Source organism: Limnothrix sp. PR1529 (genome assembly GCF_002742025.1).
In the GTDB taxonomy this organism is placed as follows: Bacteria; Cyanobacteriota; Cyanobacteriia; order CACIAM-69d; family CACIAM-69d; genus CACIAM-69d.
This window is the reverse complement of the sequence record NZ_LIRO01000028.1, coordinates 1-23,856: the sequence shown is the minus strand read 5'-3', so window position 1 is coordinate 23,856 and position 23,856 is coordinate 1. Positions and strand designations below refer to the sequence as shown.

Below are 23,856 nucleotides of genomic sequence, written 5' to 3'. Positions count from 1 at the left end.
GGCGCAGGAATGGGGAATCAACGGCAGTCAGAAGCTGGGTGAAATAGCGGTTGGCAAATTTGGCAAATGCCGCTGTTCGCAAATTCCACCGCCAGACCCCTTAAGATGATAGGCGCTAACCGCCCGATCGCCCGTTGGCTGGCTGCGACCCTTGCGGGCGATCGGGTTGTGTCCTTGGTCCATTTCACGATTCACTATGCGCGTCTTCGTTCTGCTCTTCAACGCCCGCACCGAAAATGAAGGAATCTACAGCATTTGGCTGCGAGATGGGGAAGGTGTGGAACGTAACTGCGTCCTGATGTTTGAAGATGAGGACGATGCCACTCGCTATGCGGGCTTGCTGGAGGCCCAGGATTTTCCCCTGGCCACCGTGGAGCCGATCGAGGATGACGAAGTGCGGGAATTTTGCAAAGAAGCGGGCTATGAGTGCCAATTGGTGGCCCAAGGGGAATTGGCAATCCCGATGGAAACCAATCGATCGACCGATGAAATGAGCTGGCAGGTGGAGGGGGAAGCGCCTCCCACGGCTAATGAAGAGGATGCCGGATCTATGAGTGCCGCCGAGCTGGAGCGAATCCGGCGGCGATTGGAGGGATTGCTCTAGAAATGCCTGCCCTCGATGTCCAATCAGGTGACATTCACTGTGATATTCACTGATATTCACTAGGGATTATGCAGCACCGTTGACCAGCGACTGAGCAACCCTTCAATTGCCTGGAGACAGCGCTCACTGTCCCAACCGGCGGCACAACTGGCCGCGATGGCCGCCCCGCCGGCCCCAACTCCTTCCTTCACAAATCCGGCTTCATAAGCTCGTAATTGCGTCCAAGTGGACTGGGCAAAATTCAGCAAGGTTGTGAGCAGGATCGGTTCCTCCTCCGGTGGGGCGATCGCCTTGGCCAGGCCAAGGGTGTCGCCGCTGGCATCGTAGGCCACCCAACGGGTCGTGCCAACGGCGATCGCCTCCGGTTTCCAGGGCAACTGTCGGCGTTGGGCGATCGCCCGGGCCAGGGCATAGACTGCCAACATTTGTGTTCCTCCCGCCAACAGCACACCGCTGGTTTGGCTGGCCGCGAGGGCCATGCCCGCCGCCACCGGTTGCATGGGGTCACCCACCGCCGCCACCACGGCCAGCGGATCTTGGTCGAGGGATCCTTGCACGCATTGGCGATCGGGATGCCACTCGCCCAGACCCGATCGCCGCAAGCCCGTAAGAGCCAAGTCCAATTTCTGGGCATGGTTACAGAAAATATGGCTGCTGTTGACCCGGTTGGTGGCATCAATCCCCAGTCCCAACAAGACCGCCAGGGCTGTGCTAGTGCCGCCCACAACGCATTCAGAAATCAGCAAATAATCCGGCGGTAGGGGGTTGCCCTCGGTGGCGAGCTGTTGTCCCAAACGATAGCCCGCTGCAAAGAGCTGCTCCACCACGGCTCGATCGAGCGCATAGCCCGTGCTTAAACAGCGGGCCGGCAGTCCGCCCATGCGGATGTGGGGAATGGAGGGCAAATCCTGTAGCCCCGCATTAATCACACGCAATCGCCAATGGAGCGATTCCAAAATGGCCCGAGAAATCAAAACCGGTGAGGCTCCCCCAGCCAAGGGAGGGAGCGGATAGGCCGGATTGCCCCTGGGCCCATTCACCAAAAATTCCGCATCGGCCAGGGCTGTGTAGCGGCGATCGGCCGGAGTGGCCCCGGCCGCAGAGATGCCCGGAATCAGCCCCGTTTCCGTGAACCCCAACACACAGCTAAACAGCGGTTGTTGGCCCCGTCGTGATTGCACCCAAGCCCGTGCTCGATCGCCCCCCGCCAAAATGTGCAACGACGGGGGCAGCATCGAGTCGCAGTTATCCGCTGGCAATTGATCGATCGACAATGGCTGAATATCCTGTGGCTGCATCATTGCCATAGCGCAGATCGCCTGATCAAGCGTTCCTAGTCTATCTCGAGTAAGGTTTGAACCCAGCGCGGCGGCGGTGGCAACCGCAGGCCCAATCGCTCAAAGACGGCCCAGGAGACCAAATGCACCGCGAACACATACACGGCTGCATTGACCAGGATCATCAAAACCGTTGCCCCTTGAACCGCTCCCAGTTCCGGCCGCCAAAGCAGGCTCAACCGGGTGGCTCCCCACTCCAGCAAACCGGTGACCTGGACGGTGACGTAAGTCCACAGATCATCCCCGAGCAGGGTGGAAACCAACGCAATTCGGAAAAACAGCCCCGTGGCGCTCAGGAGCGTTCCCAGGGCAATGGAACGTCCCCAACCTACGCCACGCCGCCATAGACAGCCTAGCAAGACCCCCAGAAGTCCATAGGGCATCACGTATTGGATGCTGCGAGGCGGGCCCATCAGCACCGATAGCAAGAGTCCGGACACAATGGCCGCCATCCAAGCCGATCGGGATCCCCATCGGAGATAAACCAAGGCGATCGGGAGGGAAAAAAAGACCCGGAGCGCCGGCCCAAGGGGGAAATAAAAATTGACTAACCAGATGAGGCTGGCGGCACTGGCTAAGAAGGCCGTTTCCACCAGGGCTAATGGGGCGATCGTGTCTGTGCGGGGAGGCTGAAGCGGGCGATTCTCTGGCTCGGGGGGTAAATCGGCGGGCGATCGGGGAGGGGAAACAGTCATGGGCTGAATCGATTGATGAAGATTGGTGTGTGATCAAGTGGCCCTAGATCGCCCCGATCGGTTCCAAAGCTGCCGTGCTCGATCGCCCCCACACCAGGCCTAAATAGCGTCGCCAACGGGTTCCGGCCGAAGCATCGAGAGCATACCACCCGCTAGCCAAGCATTGAAATGGTGATTGGGCCGCCAGCGCTTGATAGTCCGGATCCGCCAGGGAGTTGGGGGCCCAGCATGGATGGGGCAACAGACCGGGCGGAATTTCCCCTGCCAGCAGTTGTTGAATCGATCGACGGCAGGTGCGGCCGTGAATGCCATCTTGCGCCAAGGCTTCCAAGATCCGATCGAGCGGTTGAGGTTCCGGGGTCAAATGGCGCAACAGGGCCGCAAACAGAAAGTAGTCATCATAGGGCTTGGTCTCATCCCAGGGCGGACAGTCCACCATCCGACTCAACCCCATGGCCAATCGTCCGAGCGGTTGGGAGGAGGGTTCCCAATGGAGGGTGGCGCTGGGGCATTTTTGACGCAGGTAATCCTGAAGGGCCCCGGTGGGGTCACTCGATCGGGGAGCTTGGGCGATCGCGCCACGTAACAAAATCCGTTCTACCTTTTGGGGAGCAATGCCCGATTGGGCCACCAAATGATTGAGGGCTGAATTTAGGGTCTCAATCCATTGGGGCCAACCATGCCATGGGCCAGTTAAGCCGTGGGTTTGACCCAGTTGTCGGCCAAAGTCCCGATCGAGCAAGGTGATTTGGGTTAGGTGGGCTTGGGTTAAGGGGGCTGGGGTGGGTGATTGAGGAAGGGGCAGAGGGCCTGGCAACGCCAGATCAATCACCCAGCAGCAGCCCCAACCTTGCAGCCCATCCCAACCCAAGGCCGCCCCCAATCCTTCGGCCACCGTCATCACCCGTTGACCATGGGTGACCAAGCCAGCCTTCAGCACCAGTTCTCGGCTGTTGAACCGGAAGGCTTCTCCGGAGGGGACGGGATAGCCCACTACCACATCCTCAACCGATCGCAGCACCTGGCTTGGCACAGGCTTTCCGGTGGCGGTGACCCAGGCGATCGCCGGATCCCGCAACCTTGCCAGGGACTCGGCTAGTGTCTCCAGCAATTGTGGCAAGGGCCGCAATTCACCGGCCCAGGTGACCAGGGGATGTGCTTGGCCCGTTTGGGGATTGCGGTAGGGCAAACCTGCATCCAACAGCAACCGAGAGCCGCCAGATTCCGGTGACTGCCCATCCAACGAATTCCAGGGTTGAACGCAGGTTGCGCCACTGGCTTGGACTTGACCGAGCAGCCCAACCCGATCGGACTGGCGATCGCGCAGGGCCACTGCCCAGAGGCCGTCTCCTAAGCTGAGGCCCAAACACCAGCGCCCATCAGTCGATCGGCTCATTCCTTCTTGGTTTCGTCCAGGTCAGTATCCGCCAGCAGGGATTCCGCCAGCAGCGCATCCAGCTCTGGATCCAGTTCGCCCAAGGGGGAAACCGATGATTCACCAAATTCCGTCAAGGCCGCATCCAGCGCCGTTGGGTCAAAATCAGTCCCACCGGTCAGATCCAGGGCGATCGGATCCAAAGAGCCATCCGTTGGCGCATTGGGCAGCTCAAAGGCCGCCATTCCCATGTCAAGGGCTTGATCCAGGCTGCTGATTTCCAAGGGATTCGCCGTCACATCATCCAGCGACAGCGGCTCACCCATGGCCTCATCGAAGGAAGGTAGATCCAAATCCAGCGGATCCAAACCGGCCAGCGGCTCCGCGTTGGCTGTGGCCCCGTCGCCAAAGTCGAGATCCTCAGCCTCAGCATTGAAATCTAGAAGGGAAGGGGCGATCGCCCCATCATCCGTGGCCTCCCCCATCTCCAACAGCAGGTTATCCATCTCCAGCGGTGCAGTGTCAGCTTCCGGGGCGATCGGGGGTGTGGAATCTGCGGCCCAATCAAAATCATCTGCGCTGGCTTCTGCGGCCAGGTTGAGATCTGAGCCGAGATCTAGATCGGTAGCGAAGTCCGATTCATCCTCAGCGGCAAGTTCCGGCAGTTCCAAGCCTGAGTCATTGGCAAACTCCAGCAGCGGATCGTCATTGGCTTCACCAACCGCCGCCAAGAAATCAGGATCCGCAGCGGTTTCCAGATTGGTCTCCAAGTCCGCCAAAGGGTTGAACTCAGTGGATCCCAAATCGGCCCCTAAACCCGGGTTGAAGTCAGCGCTGAAGTCTGGCTCTAAGCCCAAATCATCCCCCACCTCATCGCTCAGTCCCTCGATGCCGAACGCCGTCCCGGGATCGTCGCCCAAATCCTCGATCGGGGAATCCAGGTCATCGCCCAAGTCTAGGGACTCCAGGGATGTCGGTTGCTCTTCGGCTTCAGCGGCCGTTGACGGTTGATCGCTGAACTCCACGAAATAGGCGGCAAGATCACTGGACTCCTCTGGATCAGCGGCATTGGAATCGCTGGCGTTGTCTAAGTCAGTCCATGCGTCAGTCATGAATTGACCTAACCCCACGGGAGCGCTGATGCTTGGATCGTTGGCGTTGCCTAGATCAGTCCATGCGTCAGTGGTCGCCGCCTCTGTGGCCAAGTCGTCTGTGGCCAAGTCGTCTGTGGCCAAGTCGTCTGTGGCCAAGTCGTCTGTGGCCAAATCCTGCTCAACAGCCGGTTCCGCCAAGGCCGCTTCCCAATCCACTTGCTCAGGGAGATTGAGGGCTGCGTCGGTTTCCAGTTCCGATAACTCCGCTGTAGCCTCGGAATCCAGAGCATTGCCAAAGGCGCTGCTGATGTCACCGAAACTCAGGTCATCGCGCAGCCCTGCGATCGCCTCTAAACCGGCATCGAAGGGATCGCTTTGGGTTTGTTCATCGGCGGGCAAAGACAGATCCAAACCCAAGTCGCCCACAGCAGCCGACTCGGCTGGGAATGCCTCTGCAAATTCGTTCGGCAATGAGGCTTCCGACGAGTCCAGAGGATCGGAAGACCAGTCCAGATCTGGGGTTTCCAGGGACTCAAGGGCTGTATCCCCGGAGCTGGCGATCGCAAAATCGGTTGCTTCCGAGGTCAAATCAATCGCGGAACCGATGGCCGCGTCGGTTGTGAAATCATTGGGTTCCTCGATCGCTTCATCCATCGGCAAATCCAAACCCGGCAGCAGATCATCGCCAAAGTCTGCGCCAAGATCAGACCCGGAACCGTCTTCCGGCAAGACCAAATCTTCCGGTAATGCCAAATCGCCTAAATCCGACCCTTCGAGGCCCGGCTCGATCGCCCCTTCGGATGCCAACTCGGGTTCCGGGGCTGGCTGGTTCGTTTCGCCGTCCCAGAAATCAAACGTTACTGCCTCTTCGGTTGCGCCGATCGGTTGTCCCTGGTCGGGGGGCAACAGGCTACCGATGGGGGCGGCCAAGAATTCCAGGTTCTCGAAACCTGGGGTGTTGAGTTCATCGGCCGGAGTGGATTGATCGAGATCCGCGCCCAAGTCTGTGCCCAAGGCTGCTTCCAGATCCGAACCTGGGTCGTCAGCCAGATCAGTGGCCAAGTCCAAATTCAAATCCAAATCATTATTCAGATCATTCAGATCACCACCCAGCTCACTCGCCCCATCGCCCTCCAGTTCGATTGCTCCCAGATCAGCGACTCCCAAGTCTGCCAAGTCGCCCGCGTCCGGGTCAGCCCCTAAGCCCAAGGGCAGCGATTCAACATTGCTGGATAGGTCGATCGCTCCGAGGTCGCTGTCACTGGCCACATCTAGCGCGAGGTCAAGGCCAAGGTCATCATCCGCCGCGCCTCCCAGGAGATCTGCTGGGGCCGCCGATTCCGCCGCCAGCAGATCGGAAGGCTCATCTGACCAGGATCCTTCAAACCCGGGCGTTTCTTCTGCCACCAAGCTGGTGTCGGGTGTGCCGTCGAAGGCAGACATCAACTCTGGCTCTAGTTCGATCGCTGGGTCAATGCCTGGGTCAAGATCCTGCGCGAACAGATCATCCTCGGGCTGATCGAGCGACGGCTCAGGCAGTTGATCAAAAGATTCCTCAAGAGATTCCTCAGGGGGTTGCCCAAGGGATTGGTCAAACTGATTAAGCGGATCAAAGGTGGCAATAGCTTCCGGCGTTGGCAATTCCAAATCACTGGGAGCGATCGAGCTTTCGATCGGCTGTTCCTCTTCCTCCACTTGCCAGAAGGAATCTTCGATGGACGGGGCGATCGACTCTAGATCATCACTGACCCCAGCATCACTGGGTTGCTGCCAAGCGGCCAGCTCCGCCCGCAAATCACCGCCCAAATCTTCCGACTCGGAAGCCAACTCAGCGGCCAGCGGCGGTAACTCCGGTTCCGAATCCAGCTCAAGACCAAGATCCAGCCCAGCACTGGGGTTAGGCTCGGAGGGGAATGCTTGAGCAAGCGCGGAATCTTCGGCATCGGGTTCCAGGGATGGAACTTCATTCCCCAAATCCCAAGCATCGGTCGGCTCAAGGGGCGAGCTACCCGCATCCGGGGCTTCCACCGCAATTTGATCCCACTGGCTCACATCCTCGGCCAGGTCTGCATCACCCGTGAGTTCCGAGTCCAGCCAAGGCTCCGGCAAAACGCTATCGGCGGGGGCGACCGCTTCCAAATCCGGCTCCACCGACCAATCCTCAAGCCCTGCGAGGGGGCTAAATTCACTGGCGGCGGCCGCTTCGATCGCCTCCGGTGCAGCAGTTGGTTCCCCGATCGCCTCAAAATTCACCTCTGAAGAGAGGTCTAACCCCAGCGCCGGGCTTGGCCCATCCAGATCCAAACCGTCAGCCGTGGTGAACGAACCCCCACCGCCGCTAAAGCTGCTCAAATCTGCCGTGGCGGTGGATTCCGCTTGCCAAGGCAGATCCAAATTGGTGACCTCGCTGGTAGCATCCACCGCGTCGATGATGTCCGCCGGGGATTGGCCATCGGGCAAGGGGGGGCTGTCGCTGAGATCCGGCTCTGCGCCGTAATCCAGAGAGGGGGGCGGAGCGATCGCATCGAGGGCGATCGGCAGGTCTGCGGGCGGGAGGGCCGCTTCCGCTGAAGCGGCCACGCCCAGCAGGCCAACGCCGGCCACGGTTGCCCCTGTCACGGCGGCCAGAGGATCCCAATCGCCTGGGTCGGCATCATCTGAGGCTGAATCACCCGGGGCGGTGGTTTCCGGCTCCACGGGGTCATCAAACCGGAAGATGGCATCCACATCCGAAAAAATATCTTCCTCGGAGCCAATCCAGGTGGGATCGCTGGTGTCTAGATCGTCGCTGTCGGTTGGTGCGGGCGCTTCGGTGGCGATCGCCTCGTTCAGTTCGATTGCTGAATCTCCTGCCGCGATCGATTCTGTTGTCAAGGGCGGCAGATCCAGGGCATCAAAGTCAATGTCGCCAATGGTCTGATCATCAACGGCCTGATCGGCAATGGCTTGATCATCAATGGCCCCGAGATCAATGGCCCCGAGATCGTCCGTGGCGGCGCTGTTGTCTTGATCGGGAGCCAGCAGCGGATCCAGTTCAGCCCTGAAATCAGCTTCCGAATCGGGAAGATCCTCGATCGGGGCGATCGTGCTCAGGTCTGCCGTGGGGTCATGGGCCGTGGAATCGATCGCCAGGTCTAGATCCAAATCCAGCGCATCCGGCGCATCCGGTGCTTGACCAGCCTCAGCCTCAGCCGTTGTCAGCTCACTCCTCTGTTCAGCGGCCTCAGGTTCACCGAAACCCGAACTTCCCGCCCAATCCGATGCGTCATCGGTGGGTAAGTCATAGTTCAGATCCAAATCGAGGGGTGCTGCTTCCGTAGCGTCGGCGGGGTCTGCGGTGGCCGCAGCCGTGGCCGCGATCGCCCCACCTCCCAGGGCTGACAGGGCCAAACTGGTGGCGATCGCCGATGAACGTTCGTCGGCCGCGTTGGTCGCCTCGGAACGGCCCTCGATCGCGGCTTCGTCGGCCGGCAAATCGCGGCCCAGGGCCGAAGCCAAACGACTGAGCCAGTGATCAAGCACCGCTTCACTCTCTTCGCCCAGCACGTGCATCCGCTCCAGGGCCGCATTCAGGGCCTCTTCGTAGCGCTGCGAATTGGATTGCAGGGTGCTGGTGATGGCGTTGAGGGTTGTTTGCAAATGCTCCAGAATGCTGCTGGCGGAGCTGTCCAGTTCCGTGAGGTCTTGGGAGCTAGGGGCCGCTTCCTGGCGAGCCACGAGCTGCGAAACTTGGTCGGTGATGCTGGTTTGCAGGCGATCGCGCACTTGTTGCAAAAAGTCGCCGATGATCTGCTCTTGGTTCGCCTGCTGCTGGGCCAGGGATTGGTAATACTGGCGCTGATTTTCCAGTTGGGCAATTTCTTCGCTCAGAATTTGGCGCTGTTGACGCAGAGACTCCAAATCTGACTGGATTGGGGCGATCGCCCCTTGGCGCAGTTGGTCAATCTCCTGCTGCATCGATCGCAACAGTCCTTGGGCCAAGGCTTGCACGGTGGTGGTGGCCGGTGGTTCCGTTTGCAAGTCCGGCGCGAGCGCATCCCAAGACTGCTGAACCCACAGGGCCTCATCGATCGCTACCTCACCGGCATCCGGGGTCGGAGTCGCCAATTGGGTTAAACGACTTCGCACCTGCTCGATTAAGGCTCGGGGCGCTTGAACCTGCGTTGTATCGTTACCAGCCGCAGCAAGAGCCGCGTCTAGGTCGGCCAAAAGGCTTTTAATTTCCAAGTCTTGATCGAGCGTCACGACGACAAACCCTTACCCAAACGTTTTGGTTACAGCGCTGTTGACATCTTCTCCACCCCTGATGGGCGGCGATTCCCGAGCCTCGCGAGTCGGGTTCCTGCTTCTTTTCGTTACGGCTTCTCTAAATCATGGCTGCGACTCGCCAGCAAAGGCGGCAATCAGGAGGCTTCCTGCTTTATTGCGGCGAAGTCAGCTTCATCCGCTCAATCACCGTTAATTAACCCTTACGTTCTAACAGCTACAACCCCAGACATCAACCAACGCGCCGGTCAGCCGCTGGCTTTGTCCCTTTTGGGTCTTGTTAAATATCCCTGGGCGCGGGTGCGATCGCCCTGCCCATTGACGAGCGATCGCGCTGGGTCGCTTGAAGGGGAGATAGACCGTTGATTAACCCCAAAGAGGGCCAGAGAATCACGATGGCCCCAAAGGAGGGCATGGTCACCGCCAGGCGCGGTTGTCCTTGCGCTCAATTCACGCCTACTTTGCTGGTGGTTTTGCGATTTTTTAACTATCTTTAACAACTGGCCGGGGGCCGATCGGCGGCCAATCCTAACCTCTAACTGGGTCTCTCATGCAATTCTGATGGGGTGGCGATTCCGGTGGGCTGTAATTCGTCCTGATCACCCCAACCATTTGCTTTTGGCGGCGAGGGCCTTGAAACTAGAGACCAAGGCTTGGCATGAGGGAGAGAGAAAGTGCTGGGTCTAAAGGTTAGGCGTAAGGTTAGATATTGATTAATGTTCGTAATTTTGGAGGCGATCGCGTTATGAATAGCTGTGTGTTGATGGCAGAGGTGGTGAAGGATCCCGAACTGCGCTACACGCCGGATAACTTGGCGATCGCGGAGATGTTGGTGCAATTTCCGGGGCAGCGTCCTGAAGATCCGTCCGCGACGATCAAGGCGGTGGGGTTTGGCAATTTGGCCAATGAAATTCAGCAGTCTTGCCATCAGGGCGATCGGGTGATTTTGGAAGGCCGACTCACCATGACCACGATCGATCGCCCCGAAGGGTTTAAGGAAAAACGGGCCGAGTTGCGGGTGGGCCGTGTTCACAGCTTGGGATCGCTGGCCAGCTCAGCCATGGCCGTGCCCGTGGCCCCGCCCACCAATGCCAGCTATCGATCGGCTCCGCCACCGGCTGCCACCGTGCCGCCTCGTCCGGCCCCGGCTCCGACCCCGGCTCCGGCTCCAAGTGATGAGCTGGATTATGATGAAATTCCGTTTTAACGAGTTAAATTCAACTGAATTCAGTTAAGTTCAGTCAAATTTAGTTGAATTTAGCCGAATTCAAAGGTTCAAACTTCCGAACTGAAACTCCTTGAATCAGGCCCTCAGGCTACGATCTCGCCCGATCGCACCGTCAGCACCTGGGCCGAATCCAGCCAGCGAGCATCAAAGGCTCCCAGGTGCGTGGTGGTGACAATCGTTTGAAACCGATCGGCGATCGCCCCCAATAATTGGTTTTGGCGGGCTAAGTCCAGTTCCGCCAAAACGTCATCCAACAGCAACAGCGGCGGTTCCCCCACCACGGCCTCGATCGCGCAAAGTTCCGCCAGCTTCAGCGCCAAAACTAACGTGCGTTGTTGCCCTTGGGAGCCGTACTGTTTGGCCGGGGCATCATCCACCGCCAGGGTCACTTCATCCCGGTGGGGGCCCACCAGGGATGTGCCTTGGTATTGCTCAATTTCCGCCCGATCGCGCATTTGGGCCAGCAAGGTGGCTTCAATGGCCCGCGCTTCTTCCAGGGCCGGCAATTGCCACACATCCGGCGCGATCGCCACATTCGGTGCATAGGTCAGCGTCAGGGTTTCCACGCGGCCGCTAATGGCCCCATGCCAACGACTGGCCAAGGGGGCTAACCGGGCGATCGCCCTGGCCCGCCGTCGAATTAGCCGGGTTCCCGTAGCCGCCAATTGCGCATCCCAAACGGCCAGCTCTGCCGCCCGATCGCTCAAGGCCTGACCCTGGCGGCGTTGCTTGGCCCAATCTCGCAGCAGGGCATTCCGTTGGCGCAACACCCGCTCGTATTGGCGCAACAGGTGCGCATAGATTGGCTCCAGTTGCATCACCAAGCCATCTAACCAACGGCGGCGCTGTTCCGGCCCGCCCCGCACCAAGTCCAGATCAAGACTGGAAAATTCCACCGCATTCAGGGATCCCAGTCCGTCGAGTTGCCGCCGCAGGGTTTCGCCGCTCCGTACCAGGGTGCGTCTGCCCACCCGTCGCAGGCTCAAGCTCAGTTCCAGGGGCCCCGCTGCTCGATCGATCCAACCGGTAACTTGGGCGCAGTCTTGGGCCGATCGCACCAAATCTCCATCGCGGCTGGTGCGGTGCGATCGCAGGGTGGCCAGCAGCTCCACCGCCTCCAAGAGGTTGGATTTGCCCTGGGCATTGTCCCCCACCAGGATCGTCTTGGGTGCAACAAATTCAACCCACTGCTCGGCATAGTTCCGAAACTGGCGCAGATGCAGACGCTGGAGATACACGACGGCGACCGGGGCGATCGAAAAGAACCCAACCATCAAAACACCAAACGTCCTCTCCCAAGCACCGCAAATTCGTTGTGCCGGTGCAAACCCGTTCGTTCGGGGGACTGAAGCTTATGCTGCTAACGAATACTCCAATGGGCACTCATCCAATGGGTACTCATCAGAAGATCTCTAGAGAAGATGTTTTAGATATCTCCTAGGATCACTTGTGGCGGGCCGCACGAATCACGTGGGGTAATACACCAACGGCCGCCGCTAGGACTTGATCCGGTAACTTGTCAATATCTGAGCGATCGAAAAATTCTTCAAACTGATCCAGCAGTTTGCGGGCCCGCTGCTTGGCATCGCCCCGCGCCGTGAATCGTTCCACCAACTTCAGCCATTGCAACCGAATTCGATAGCCTGTTTCCTGCTCCTTTAAAGACTTGGGCAGCAACAGCTCAAAATCTCCCAACGGAATCACCGCCTGACAGTCTTGATCCACCAGACCGCCCACCGCCGCCCCGGGCCCCGCAAATTCGGCATAGAACTCTTTGATCAACAACAGGCCGTTGCGGCGGCGATTGTTGACAATCCAAACCTGACCACTCAGAACACGGCCGAGGGGCGATTCGGGGTTGATCGGGTCGAGGGGCGGCGGGTCAAGCTGAAACACAGAGGCGACGTGGGACGGGTCTCGATGGGCGGCGGTAGAAAAACGATCGGGAGAGAGAGAGAGGCGAATCACGGTCGTAGCTTACCCCAATGGCTTTTGCAACAACAGACGTGTGGAACGTTGCCAACTGGGTCGAGAACCACCGCCCGATCGCCCGCTGGGGACAAAGCCAGCTCGATCGTATAACCGCCTCGCCGCACAATTATCGGCCAGGACATGAAGATACAGGGCGGAACTATCCCAGTGACGTGCCACTTCTTCGCAAGCGGACAGGAGTTGGAGTGCAACTCCCCGCCGACGATAGTCGGTGCGTACCGCCAGATTGGAAATGTAGGGATAGTGATGTTGGTTCAATCGCCAAGGCAGATTGGAGCGTGCTGCAATTTCGATCGTGCCGATCAGCTCAGGATGCTGAACCCGACCCGTCGCCGCCGTGGGGGCCGTGAAAGCCACCAAACACAGACAGCGATCGCGCTGGGATTGCAGTCGCGTTCGCAAATCTTCGTAGATGCCAGCCCGCAACAGGGGGAACAGCCAACGCCACCAGCCTTGTCGTCGGTGAAAGCTGTCCGCCAACAAATCGGCTAACTCGGCTAAGTCTCGAAACTCCGCCGGTCGGATTTGCAAAGGCAGGTCAGCGCATGGGTAACTCGATCGAACCAGGTTTTGGGGAATCAGCATGAGCAACGGGGCCACAATCTTTAGGAACACCAACCACCCATCAACAGCAGCGAACTGCCTTGATGCTAACCATCTTCACACCTGTGCCGACTGTTGATTAGCCTCCTCAGTCTCGGGCATTTTCTGGGGTGCGTTTGGGGCCCCCGATGGGGACTCTTTTGGGGGTCTTTGGGGGATGGGGTGTCTGGCTACCTAGCGATCGATCAACACTCAACACCATGGTTGATAACAATCGATAGGGAAAATTGCGGGAAGGCTAACTAAATTTTGCCCACCTAGCAATCACGTCCCTGTTGATGTCAATCCCATGAAATTTCATTGCCCCAATGCCACATTGGCAATCTCCTAGAACTCATTTATCTCCGCTTAGAACCAACAGTCCGGTGGTTTCTAAGGGGGGTTTTAAATTGTCTTCTTCGGAAAAGAGCAAAGCTTGCGTTCGATCATATCCTGACCAGCCCAGAATCAAATCAGGATCTGATCTGAGGCGATCGGGTATTGATTGACACATGGAGATCTGGGAAATTCGAGATCTGCAAAAAAGAGGAGCGATCGCCTCAATTCAGTCTGCAATTAGGTGCTTAGAAAGAAGACCGCAACAATCGGCCAGGTATGGGATTTAACCTGAATTTGATCAATTCAGGCTTTGTTGCGATCATGAAGCAACAAGGACAAAGTTGGATTTAGAAAAAACACCATCCAAACTTCAGCCTAATTTAGACCCCAAATGTTGACAAATGGGTATGGCCACAGCTTCCTGACAGACTTTCTTGAATTGTGCCGCGCACTATCCTCACAGCACCCATACAACCCATCTTGAGTTGATTCTTGGGTTGTCGTTAAATTACGATTCATCCATTATTTGGCGAAATCCATAAAAACTCAATCTATCTCTCCAATCTTCAAGCAATCTTTAAATAAGATCGACAAAATTAGTTTGCTTATCCATCACTTTTGCTAAAGGGAGAAGTCAGGTTTTCGGAGGGGTGGAGACGGATTTTGGCAGCAACCAATCCCCACAGGACGCAATGGGGCTGGTTGCTGAAGGGGCTGATGCAGCCCATCGATCGGCCGCGCTTGGGCAAGGATTAGCGATTGGAGCGGAAGGCAGGATTGAAAAAGAGTCGGCGGATGGTTTGTTGGCGGCGCTCTCGGTTCTCAGAGGTCAAATTCCAGAGGCTTTCATAGAAAAAGAAGGATACGCCGGCCAGTTGCTTTTGGCGCACCAGTTGCACTTGGGTGGCCACGCGATCGATTGGCATGGGCTTGACCTTCAGCCCCGTGAGAATGCCGACGCTGACGGGAATTTTGTAACTGGCAATTTGTAAATCCCGATCGAGCAGTTCCGCCTCAAAGAGGGCCGGATCTTCCCGGTAAATTTGCACAATCAGTTCATCAATCCAGCCGCGCCCCACCCAGTCTGACCAAGATTGCAAGGAAGTGCTGTAGGCAAAGGGTTGGGGATTGGGCGAAAGGGACATGATCGCCGTCGATCGCTTGGCCTTGAGGGTTTGTTGAATTTGCCCCATCAATTGCGTTAGCCGACCCGATCGCCAGCGCATCCAGTCTGGATCTGTGGCTAAATCCGGCGGGGTTTGGCCATCTCGCTCCAGGGCGTATTGGGCCAAGGTGGTGGGGTCATAGCCCAACTCCACCGGATAGGCGAAATGGTCATCAAATTGAATGCCGTCCACCGGGTAGCGAGCGGCCAGCTCATCCACCAAATCGGTCATGAATTTCTGCACATCCGGGTGGCCAGGATTCAGCCAAACCCTTGTATCGCGTCCGTACTGAAACCGGTTGGAACCGTCACGGCGCTGGGCAATCCAACCTGGATTCCGCCGAGCTAACTCGGAGTTGGCCGGAGCCATTAACCCAAATTCCAACCAGGGCACAACGGCCAAACCTAAACGACGACCTTCAGCGATCGCCTCGGCGAGGATGTCTCGCCCTTGCAGGCCGGGGTGGGGGTCAATGCGTTGACCGCTGGCCCGTTCGGCCACTTCGCTGGGGTAGAGGGTGTAGCCACCGTTCCAAACGGTGATGTAAACGGTGTTGAAGTTGGCGGCTTTCAGGTTTTCAAGGGCCTGACGCAGGCGATCGCGATCGAACAAGATATCGCTGTCAATGTTGGTTAACCAAGCGCCGCGCGTTTCCGGCGGCCGGGCCACGAAGGGCGTGAAGGCATCGGTGGCGGGGGTTTCCAACCGATCATTCAGGGCTTGGCAGAGGAAAGCGGCGGCTTCTCCTCGGGTGACCGATCGCTCCGGTTCCAAGCGACGGGGGTTGGGATAGCTCACCACCTTGCCGGCCCGGACGGCGGCGGCCACGGCCGGTCGCACTGGAAATTCCACCCGTTCACCATCTTCAAAGGTTTGGCGCAACAGGGTTCCGGCCCGAGGGTCAGCCGCGTTATCCGTCCAGCCCAAGCGGGTCATGATCATGGCAATTGCTCGATCGCGGCGCAGGGGTTCGTTGTCCTTGCCGGTGCGGGCGATCGGGGGGCCTTCTGGGACAGCCTGATTCAGCAGCCGCGCCAAATCTTCCGGGGTGGCTGGCTCATCGGGTTGAAATTGCCCAGCGCTGTTCAGGGGTAACCATCGCCGCTCGGCCAAAGCTGCCAAACAGCTTCGCGACCAATGATCACCGCCATCGGTGGGAGCTGCGATCGCCCCCAGCGCCAGGGGCCCCGCCCCGATCGCGCCCGAGAGTAATGTGCCCGAGAGTAATGTGCCCGGCAATAGCCTGCTCAACCCTAACGGCTTGGTGAATGGCTTGTGGAATGGCTTGGTGAATAACTGGGTTAATCGCTGGTTGACTGGCTTGGCTAAGGCTTGGGATTTGGCCAAAACGCCGGATAGAGGCGCTGGGGATCGTGTCATGGTGTTTGCTGCCCGTTCGATCGCATGTTCACCGCAGGGACGGAAATGCCCAAGGATATAGCGCAATACGAACCATTTCTGACGAGGCCGGCATAGATTGCCTAAAAATCTCCGCCTATTCCCCTAACCTTCGCCCTTCTCGCCACAGAGAATGAACAGCGGGTCGATCGCCGCCAAAACCTGGCTATTGGCCCGCCGCTCCAAGCGATTGCCCGCCGCTTGCACCACCTCAATGTTCAACGCTTGCACCTCCGCCAGAGCTTCCGAAAGGGCGTATAGACCCTCCAGGCTGGTAGACAGGGCCACCACGCGCCCCCCCAAAGGCAGCCGCTCCCACGCCGTTTCCAACAAGTCCTTCAGGGGCCGCCCACCACCGATGCAGACCCGATCGGGCGGTTGTTTCAGCAGGCCAAAACAGTCCGGCGCGCTGCCTTCCACCACCCGCACATTCTTGACCCCAAAGCGATCGCAGTTGGTACGAATCAGTTGCACCACGTCGGGATCTCGTTCGATCGCCACCACTCGCCCTTGCGGGATCATCAAAGCTGCTTCCACCGAAATCGTCCCCGTTCCTGCGCCGATATCCCACAGCACGGAATTGGCCGACAACCGCAACATGGACAAAATCGCTAGCCGGGTTTCGCGCTTGGTCATCGGAATGCCCGGCAACCGCTCAAACAAATCATCGGGAATGCCGGGTGTGACGTAGGGCCAAAGAGGTGTGGTCATAAAAATTCAACGATATCAAGGTTTCGAGACCTGGGGTTTCGATCGACTGGCCGATCGCCCCGGAATGGGCTGATTTATAAATTAATAATTCTGATTAATCAAGATTGGTTTCATTAGTTGATTGGATGATGCTTGATTCTTCAATCGCTTTATAGTTATAAAACGAATACAGGTTCGGGCTGGGGTCACTCAATTCCTGGGAGATTGAGCGTCCCATCTCAATGGGCAATGCCCGGAATCAAAGGCTGAAGGCTGACTGGGCGATCGCTTGCGGGTTGCTCAAAGCATTAGCTCTCTGAATCTAAGGCATTGCCCGTCACTGGAGTGCTAGTCCCATAGGGGCATAGGGAATCGCTTTCGACTTGTTCGATCGCCCCTGTGCCCCCATTTAATTCCTACTTACCCGGCCTCCAGTAGCCATAACCCCAAGTCTGGTGGGCTTTCTGAGTCCCCAGAATACCAACCTTAACCAAGGTTTGACAGAGGTAATCATCCATGACCCTATCTTTGCGATCGACTCCCGCGCCTAGTCGCTGGGATCGGTTTTGTAACTGGATCACCAGCACCGAAAACCGCTTGTATGTGGGCTGGTTTGGTGTGTTGATGATCCCCACCATGCTGACCGCCGCGATCGTCTTTATCCTGGCATTCATTGCCGCGCCGCCCGTAGACATTGACGGCATCCGCGAACCCGTTGCCGGTTCCCTGCTCTATGGCAACAATCTGATTTCCGCCACCGTGATTCCCCCATCCGCTGCGATCGGGTTGCACTTTTACCCCATTTGGGAAGCCGCCTCATTGGATGAATGGCTCTACAACGGTGGCCCCTACGAGCTGATCGTTTTCCACTTCCTGATTGCGATCTACAGCTACCTGGGTCGCCAATGGGAACTGAGCTACCGATTGGGAATGCGTCCTTGGATTCCCGTGGCCTTTTCGGCTCCCGTCGCTGCTGCCACCGCTGTTTTGTTGATTTACCCGATCGGGCAAGGTAGCTTTTCCGATGGCATGATGCTCGGCATTTCTGGCACTTTCAACTTCATGATTGTGTTCTCGCCGGAACACAACATCCTGATGCACCCCTTCCATATGTTGGGCGTGGCTGGTGTTTTTGGGGGCGCACTGTTTTCCGCCATGCATGGCTCGTTGGTGACCTCTTCCTTGGTGCGGGAAACCAACATGAACGAATCGCCTAATCATGGCTACAAGTTCGGCCAAGAAACGGAAACCTACAACATCGTGGCAGCCCACGGTTACTTTGGCCGGTTGATTTTTCAATACGCCAGCTTCAACAATTCCCGTTCGTTGCACTTCTTCTTAGCCGCTTGGCCCGTGATTGGCATTTGGTTCGCCGCCTTGGGCGTTTCCACCATGTCTTTTAACCTGAATGGATTTAACTTCAATAACTCCATTTTGGATAGCCAAGGACACCCGATTAACACCTGGGCTGATGTGCTGAATCGAGCCAACTTGGGCATCGAAGTGATGCACGAACGGAACGCACACCAGTTTCCTTTAGATTTGGCAAGTTCGGCGGACTTTCAACCCGTTTCGGCCTTGCAATCGGACTTTCAAGCGGACTTTCAACCCGCTAGCCTGACAGCTCCCGCAATCGCAGGCTAACTGAAAGTTTGTGACAGGCTAACTGAAAGTTTGTGGTGTCGAAATTGGTCTTGAGGCTGATGGAAATGATGAATCAATGTCATGGTTGGCATGAATTTGTTACCCCGTAGAAGCGCAACAGATTAACTTCTCAGGTTAACTTCTCGGATTCGTCATTCTCAGCACTCATTGAATGGGGGAGACTGCGCGATCGCACCTCCCCTTTTTGTTCGGCCAAACCACCCCAGCCGAAATCACCGGTTTTTTTGTGGCTCTTGAGGAGTTGTGTTCATGACCGTTATTTGGAAACAGCTATCAACCGATCGTCCGCCGGTTCAATTAAACCTGTGGGCCGTGGGCTTCTTTGCTGTCTTTCATCTTGTTGCCCTCTCTGCTCCTTGGTTTTTCTCTTGGTCAGCACTGGGAGTTTGCCTCCTGTTGCACTGGCTATTTGGCAGCATTGGCATCTGTCTCGGCTTTCACCGCCTCCTCAGCCATCGCAGTTTCCAAGTGCCCAAACCCCTAGAATATTTGATTGCCTTAATTGGCTCCATGGCGCTGCAAGGGGGGCCAATCTTTTGGGTTGCGGGTCACCGATTGCACCATGCTTTCACCGAAGATGAAGATAAGGATCCCTATTCCTCTCGGCGCGGCTTTTGGTGGAGCCATATGCTCTGGATGTTGTATCCGCGGCCGGAGTTTTTTGAATACGATCAATACCAACGCTACGCGCCAGATTTGGCCCGCGACCCCGTTTATCGGTGGTTAAATCAAAACTTCCTGTGGCTGCAACTCCCGATCGCGATCGGGTTGTATTTCTGGGGTGGTTGGTCTTTTGTGATTTACGGCATTTTCCTGCGAGCCGTTTTGCTTTGGCATTCCACCTGGTTCATCAATTCCGTAACCCATTTGTACGGGGGCTATCGTCCCTTTGCGACTGAAGACACTACCCGCAATCTCTGGTGGGCGGCCATTTTGACCTACGGCGAAGGTTGGCATAACAACCACCATGCCTACCCCCATGTGGCGAAATGTGGTTGGCGTTGGTGGGAAATTGATATGACCTGGTGGGCGATTTGGGTGCTGTCTATTTTGGGCTTGGCGCGCAATATTCATCAGCCGCCGGAGTTGCTGGAATCATAGACCTTTGATCCGGAAGCTTGAAATAGGATCCGTGATTCAATAACCAAAAAAATTGAATTGAAAATCATCGGAACAAGGGGCTTAAGCCCCTTGTCTTCGTTAGCCCGCAGGGTGGGCATTGCCTACCGAATTGTTGCTTCATGGCATTTGCGATATGGCGTGCCAATTATTTTAGGTAAAGGCTGTAAACCTTAAAAATAAAGCTTAAAAGATAAACCTTAAAACCCACAAATTGATCGATCGACTTGATAGACCCGACCATTAACCATTATTGAAACGATCGAACCGGTTGACGATCGGGTCATGTCGTTCGGGAAGCCGTGCGGCATAATGGGGCGTGGTCTCGGCTTTGGGGCCGATCGACTGGGATTTTTGACCGAGATCGCTCGCCATGATTGAAGTGGAACAGTTGCGGAAGGTCTACGGCAGCACCGTAGCCATTCGCGAGGTGACGTTTTCTGTGGAGCCGGGAGAAATTTTGGGGTTTCTGGGCCCCAACGGTGCAGGCAAAACCACCACAATGCGAATTTTGACCGGCTATCTACCGGCCACCAGTGGCACGGCGCGGGTGGCGGGATTTGATGTGCATGATGATTCGATGGCGGTGCGCGAACGGATTGGCTATTTGCCAGAAACGCCGCCTCTCTACCCAGATATGACGGTGGAGGGATTTTTGAACTTTGTGGCGCGAATTAAGGGCGTTTCGGCGGGCGATCGGGCGGAGCGGGTGCGCTGGTCGATCGAGCGCTGTGGTTTGAGCGATCGCCGCAAAACCATCATTAATAAATTGTCGAAGGGCTATCGCCAGCGGGTAGGGATTGCCCAGGCGATCGTGCATGATCCACCGGCCATTGTGTTGGACGAGCCAACGGTGGGTCTGGATCCGCGCCAAATTGCGGAAGTCCGTAACCTGATCAAAAGTTTGGCGGGCGACCATACGGTGATTTTGTCCACCCACATCCTGCCGGAAGTGAGCATGACTTGCAGCCGGGTGGCGATCGTCAACGGTGGGCGAGTGGTGGCCACCGACACCCCCGACAACCTGATGGCGGGTCGTGTGGGCGGCGCGGCCTACGACTTGGAAATCGATGGCGCTGAGTCGGCGTTGGTGACCCTGACGGAAGGGGAGCCGCCGCAATTGCTCGATCGGGCGGCCCAGTTGGTGGAGCGGTTGCAAACGTTGGCGGGAGTCCGATCGGTCACGCCCCAAGGATCGCCGGGCGATCGACCCGATCGATTGCGGTTAAAGGTGGCGATCGAGCGAGATACGGAACCGGCCCAGGAAATTGCCCGCGCCGTCATTGCCGCCGATTTGGGGCTATGTGAATTGCGCCGCAGCCAAGCCACCTTGGAAGATGTGTTCTTGGATTTGACCACGGAGGAACCGACAACCCCAACGGAGATAACTGGGGCGATCGACTCCCTTGATCCGGTGGCTGCGGATCCCGAACCGATCGACCTTGCCATTTCCCCGGACTCGCCCCCGGAAGCGGCTGAATAAGGCCCGCTTGGGTTGATCTGTCACACCAGTTTTGAGCTGCCAGCTTTTCTGCGCCTGGACTGCGAGTGACGGATATGGAACCGGCAACCAGCTAGTCAACGAATTGCATGATTAAAAAGTGCTTTCTCCTGGCCTTGTTTCCTAATACTTTCCTGCTTTAATTGCCACGACTGATTCTTTTTACTTCTCAACTTTCAATTCTGAATGCTGGCTTCTCGATTTTGCTTGCGCATCTTTCACGGCTAACTTTTAGATTTTTCTCAAGGATGGTTGAAACTGAGGCATGGCTGTTAACTTAGGACATCGATTGCGAGTAATTTTGGCCAATATTGCGGCCATCTATCAACGGGAATTACAGAGTTATTTTGTCTCTCCCTTGGCCTATGGAGTGGCTAGTATTTTTTGGTTAATTGCAGGCATCTTCTTTGTGGCGGTGCTGCTGGGGCCGGCGGGCATCATTGCCCAATCGGCCATGCGCGATATGCAGGGCCAGCAAATGGGCATTCCTGTGCCGCCGATCGATGTTCCCTATGAATTTCTGAAAATTTATTTGGGGAGTTTGGGGTCACTATCCCTTTTCATTCTGCCGATTTTGTCCATGAGTCTCTATACCGAAGAGCGCAAACGCGGCACGATCGAGCTATTAGCCACATCACCAATTACGAACTGGGCCGTAGCCCTGGGCAAGCTCTTGGGGGTGCTGACCTTTTTTGCCAGCATTTTGGCTCCGATTCTGTTGCTGGAATTGATTGTTTTGGCGGCCTCTAATCCGCCCATTTCTCCTTGGGTGGCAGTATCGGGGCATCTGGGGCTGTTGCTGATGGGGGGTGGCGTTTTGTCTCTGGGAATGTTCCTGTCATCCCTGACGGCCAGCACGGTTTTGGCGGCGATGATGACCTTTGCCCTCAATCTTTCCCTCTGGATTATTGATCTATTGGCTAACGCGATCGGGGGTGATGTGGGTCAGGCGATCGGGCATTTATCTTTGCTGAAACATTACGAAGCGGCGGTGCGTGGTGTGCCCGAAACAGGCAGTGCAATTTTGTTTTTGAGCTATATCCTACTCGGCATTTTCTTGACGGCTCAATCGGTGGAAACTTTCCGTTTTCAGCGCTCTTAGGCATATCCTCAGCAGTCTGAATTTTGGGGCAATCGCCTACATTTCATCGCCTAAACTTCATTGCCTGAGTTCAAGCGCTTGAGTGCGATTAGGGAAATGCAATTGAGGAACTGCAATTGAGCAGATGAAATTGTGCAAGTGAAATTGTGCAAGTGAAATTGAGCGAATTCAGTATTAATTCTGGCTTGTTTGCCATTCAGGGGGAACTGATTTAGTGGCTATGAAACTGGCATCTGTGCGGCAACTGTTGCCTCGTTATCTCAAATCTGGGCTTAGATATCTCGGTAAATATCTAATTTTCGTGGGCCTGTTCCTGATGGCGGCGGGCCTGTCAGCGGGCTTTGTGGGTGGCTGGGGCCCCTTGGCTGGGGGGCTGATGGTGGCTGGCATTGTGGCGATCGGGATTTGGCTGGTCACCCACGGTAATTTGCGCCGTACTTGGAGCCAGCGATCGACCCAATCCAACACCAATGCATTGTTGGCGACCTTGGCCGCGTTGCTAATTTTTGGGGCGATCAATTTCTTGGGATCTCGTTACAGTACCAAGTTTGATTTAACCGAGACTCAACTGTTTACGCTGGCTCCCGAAACCCAGGAAACGGTGCGCAATTTGGGTCAAAAAATCAAAATCTTGGTTTTTGATCGATCGCTCTCTGATACCGATCGGGAACTGCTGAGTAATTACGCCAAATTAAATCCCAACTTCACCTATGAATTAGTCGATCCACAGGTGGATTTTGGCCGGGCCCAAAGTTTTAAGGTCAAATCCTTTGGGGAAGTGTATTTGGAAGCAGGTGAACAAAAACGCTTAGTGACCACCCTGGGGCCCGAAAGTCGCCTGAAGGAAACGGAGTTAACCAACGCGATCGCCCAGCTTTCCAGCACCACCCAAGCAACGATTTATTTCCTGCAAGGCCACGGAGAGCGCCCAATTGAAGGAGAGCAGGGCGGTTTGACGGAAGCGGTGACGGGCCTGAAAACCAAAAACTTCATCGCCAAACCCTTGAACCTGATTCGTGAGGGCAAAATTCCCGAGGATGGCATTGCCTTGGCGATCATTGGCCCCCAACGTCCTTTGCTCGATCGGGAACTGGTGCTGCTGGAAACTTATTTGCAGCGGGGTGGGCGGCTGTTGGCGCTGTTGGATCCCGCGTCCGATGGCGGCCTCAGCCAGTTGCTGACCCGTTGGGGGGTGAAGTTGGATAACCGCCTGGTGGTGGATGCGTCGGGAACGGGCCAGTTGGCCGGTTTAGGCCCCGATGCCCCGATCGTCACCCAATATGGCGACCACCCAATCACCCAGGATTTTAAAGGCGGGGTTTCGATTTACCCGGTGGCGCGATCGCTCGAAATCGTCACCACCAGCGGCATCACGGCCACGCCTCTCATCAAAACCGACGAAAAGAGTTGGGCTGAAAGCGAACCCACCGCCCAACAACTCACTTTCACGCCCCCGCAAGATCGCCAAGGGCCGTTGGTTTTGGGGGTTGCCTTGGAACGGGCGATCGCCCCTGAACCGGCCGCGAGTCCCTCCCCCAGTCCTAGCCCGACGGCCAGCCCCAGCCCAGCCGCCTCTCCAACGGCATCCCCAACGGCCAGCCCAAGTCCGACCGTATCTCCAACGGTATCTCCGACCACATCCCCAACTGCTTCTCCGACGGCTAGCCCCAGCCCGACCGTATCCCCGACCACATCCCCAACTG

Annotated in this window: 17 protein-coding genes; 7 read left to right on the top strand and 10 right to left on the bottom strand. The window is 56.8% G+C overall.

Annotated features, from left to right (window positions below):
• Positions 1 to 17: 17 nt before the first annotated feature.
• Complete coding sequence (locus AMR42_RS20230; RefSeq protein ID WP_206753584.1) at positions 18 to 188, bottom strand: hypothetical protein; 171 nt, start codon at positions 186 to 188, stop codon at positions 18 to 20.
• Positions 189 to 196: 8 nt separating this feature from the next.
• On the opposite strand from AMR42_RS20230, the gene AMR42_RS04700 reads away from it, so the two are divergent.
• The gene (locus AMR42_RS04700; protein WP_099532308.1) at positions 197 to 604 is read left to right on the top strand and encodes a DUF3110 domain-containing protein; all 408 of its coding nucleotides are present in this window, start codon (positions 197 to 199) and stop codon (positions 602 to 604) included.
• 59 nt (positions 605 to 663) lie between these two features.
• Here the strand turns inward: AMR42_RS04700 and cobT are convergent, their stop codons facing one another.
• Genes cobT through AMR42_RS04680 form a run of 4 tightly spaced genes read right to left on the bottom strand, consistent with a single transcriptional unit; the run spans position 664 to position 9,350 of the window.
• Positions 664 to 1,905: a nicotinate mononucleotide-dependent phosphoribosyltransferase CobT gene (gene cobT / locus AMR42_RS04695; protein ID WP_234406610.1), complete on the bottom strand. Its 1,242-nt coding sequence runs from the start codon at positions 1,903 to 1,905 to the stop codon at positions 664 to 666.
• A 32-nt stretch (positions 1,906 to 1,937) separates the two neighbouring features.
• On the bottom strand, positions 1,938 to 2,636 hold the full coding sequence (locus tag AMR42_RS04690) for a DUF2232 domain-containing protein (RefSeq protein WP_099532307.1): 699 nt from the start codon (positions 2,634 to 2,636) through the stop codon (positions 1,938 to 1,940).
• A gap of 43 nt (positions 2,637 to 2,679) precedes the next feature.
• Entirely contained in the window at positions 2,680 to 4,032 is a 1,353-nt protein-coding gene (locus AMR42_RS04685) for a hypothetical protein (RefSeq protein WP_099532306.1), read from the bottom strand.
• Entirely contained in the window at positions 4,029 to 9,350 is a 5,322-nt protein-coding gene (locus tag AMR42_RS04680) for a hypothetical protein (protein WP_143472935.1), read from the bottom strand. The genes AMR42_RS04685 and AMR42_RS04680 overlap by 4 nt, the downstream gene beginning before the upstream one ends.
• A 766-nt stretch (positions 9,351 to 10,116) precedes the next feature.
• On the opposite strand from AMR42_RS04680, the gene AMR42_RS04675 reads away from it, so the two are divergent.
• A complete protein-coding gene (locus AMR42_RS04675) occupies positions 10,117 to 10,578 on the top strand; it encodes a single-stranded DNA-binding protein (protein ID WP_099532304.1) in 462 nt (153 codons plus the stop codon).
• Positions 10,579 to 10,682: 104 nt separating this feature from the next.
• Here the strand turns inward: AMR42_RS04675 and recF are convergent, their stop codons facing one another.
• From recF to cbiT, 5 genes are all read right to left on the bottom strand, one after another.
• Complete coding sequence (gene recF, locus AMR42_RS04670; protein WP_099532317.1) at positions 10,683 to 11,837, bottom strand: DNA replication/repair protein RecF; 1,155 nt, start codon at positions 11,835 to 11,837, stop codon at positions 10,683 to 10,685.
• 205 nt (positions 11,838 to 12,042) lie between these two features.
• Positions 12,043 to 12,567: a hypothetical protein gene (locus AMR42_RS04665; protein ID WP_199291502.1), complete on the bottom strand. Its 525-nt coding sequence runs from the start codon at positions 12,565 to 12,567 to the stop codon at positions 12,043 to 12,045.
• Positions 12,568 to 12,576: 9 nt separating this feature from the next.
• The gene (locus AMR42_RS04660) at positions 12,577 to 13,191 is read right to left on the bottom strand and encodes a GNAT family N-acetyltransferase (protein WP_234406607.1); all 615 of its coding nucleotides are present in this window, start codon (positions 13,189 to 13,191) and stop codon (positions 12,577 to 12,579) included.
• Between the two features lie 1,073 nt (positions 13,192 to 14,264).
• The gene (locus tag AMR42_RS04655) at positions 14,265 to 16,058 is read right to left on the bottom strand and encodes a glycoside hydrolase family 10 protein (protein ID WP_099532302.1); all 1,794 of its coding nucleotides are present in this window, start codon (positions 16,056 to 16,058) and stop codon (positions 14,265 to 14,267) included.
• 123 nt (positions 16,059 to 16,181) lie between these two features.
• Positions 16,182 to 16,787 (bottom strand): precorrin-6Y C5,15-methyltransferase subunit CbiT, encoded by a 606-nt coding sequence (cbiT, locus tag AMR42_RS04650; protein WP_099532301.1) that lies wholly within the window; start codon positions 16,785 to 16,787, stop codon positions 16,182 to 16,184.
• 495 nt (positions 16,788 to 17,282) lie between these two features.
• On the opposite strand from cbiT, the gene psbA reads away from it, so the two are divergent.
• From psbA to AMR42_RS04625, 5 genes are all read left to right on the top strand, one after another.
• Entirely contained in the window at positions 17,283 to 18,410 is a 1,128-nt protein-coding gene (psbA, locus tag AMR42_RS04645) for a photosystem II q(b) protein (RefSeq protein ID WP_099532300.1), read from the top strand.
• A gap of 270 nt (positions 18,411 to 18,680) precedes the next feature.
• Positions 18,681 to 19,532, top strand: coding sequence for a fatty acid desaturase (locus tag AMR42_RS04640; protein ID WP_099532315.1), 852 nt, complete (start codon positions 18,681 to 18,683; stop codon positions 19,530 to 19,532).
• A 391-nt stretch (positions 19,533 to 19,923) separates the two neighbouring features.
• A complete protein-coding gene (locus tag AMR42_RS04635; protein WP_099532299.1) occupies positions 19,924 to 21,033 on the top strand; it encodes an ABC transporter ATP-binding protein in 1,110 nt (369 codons plus the stop codon).
• A gap of 307 nt (positions 21,034 to 21,340) precedes the next feature.
• The gene (locus tag AMR42_RS04630; RefSeq protein ID WP_099532314.1) at positions 21,341 to 22,153 is read left to right on the top strand and encodes an ABC transporter permease; all 813 of its coding nucleotides are present in this window, start codon (positions 21,341 to 21,343) and stop codon (positions 22,151 to 22,153) included.
• 220 nt (positions 22,154 to 22,373) lie between these two features.
• The coding region (locus AMR42_RS04625; protein ID WP_099532298.1) for a Gldg family protein at positions 22,374 to 23,856 on the top strand (1,483 nt) is incomplete at its 3' end.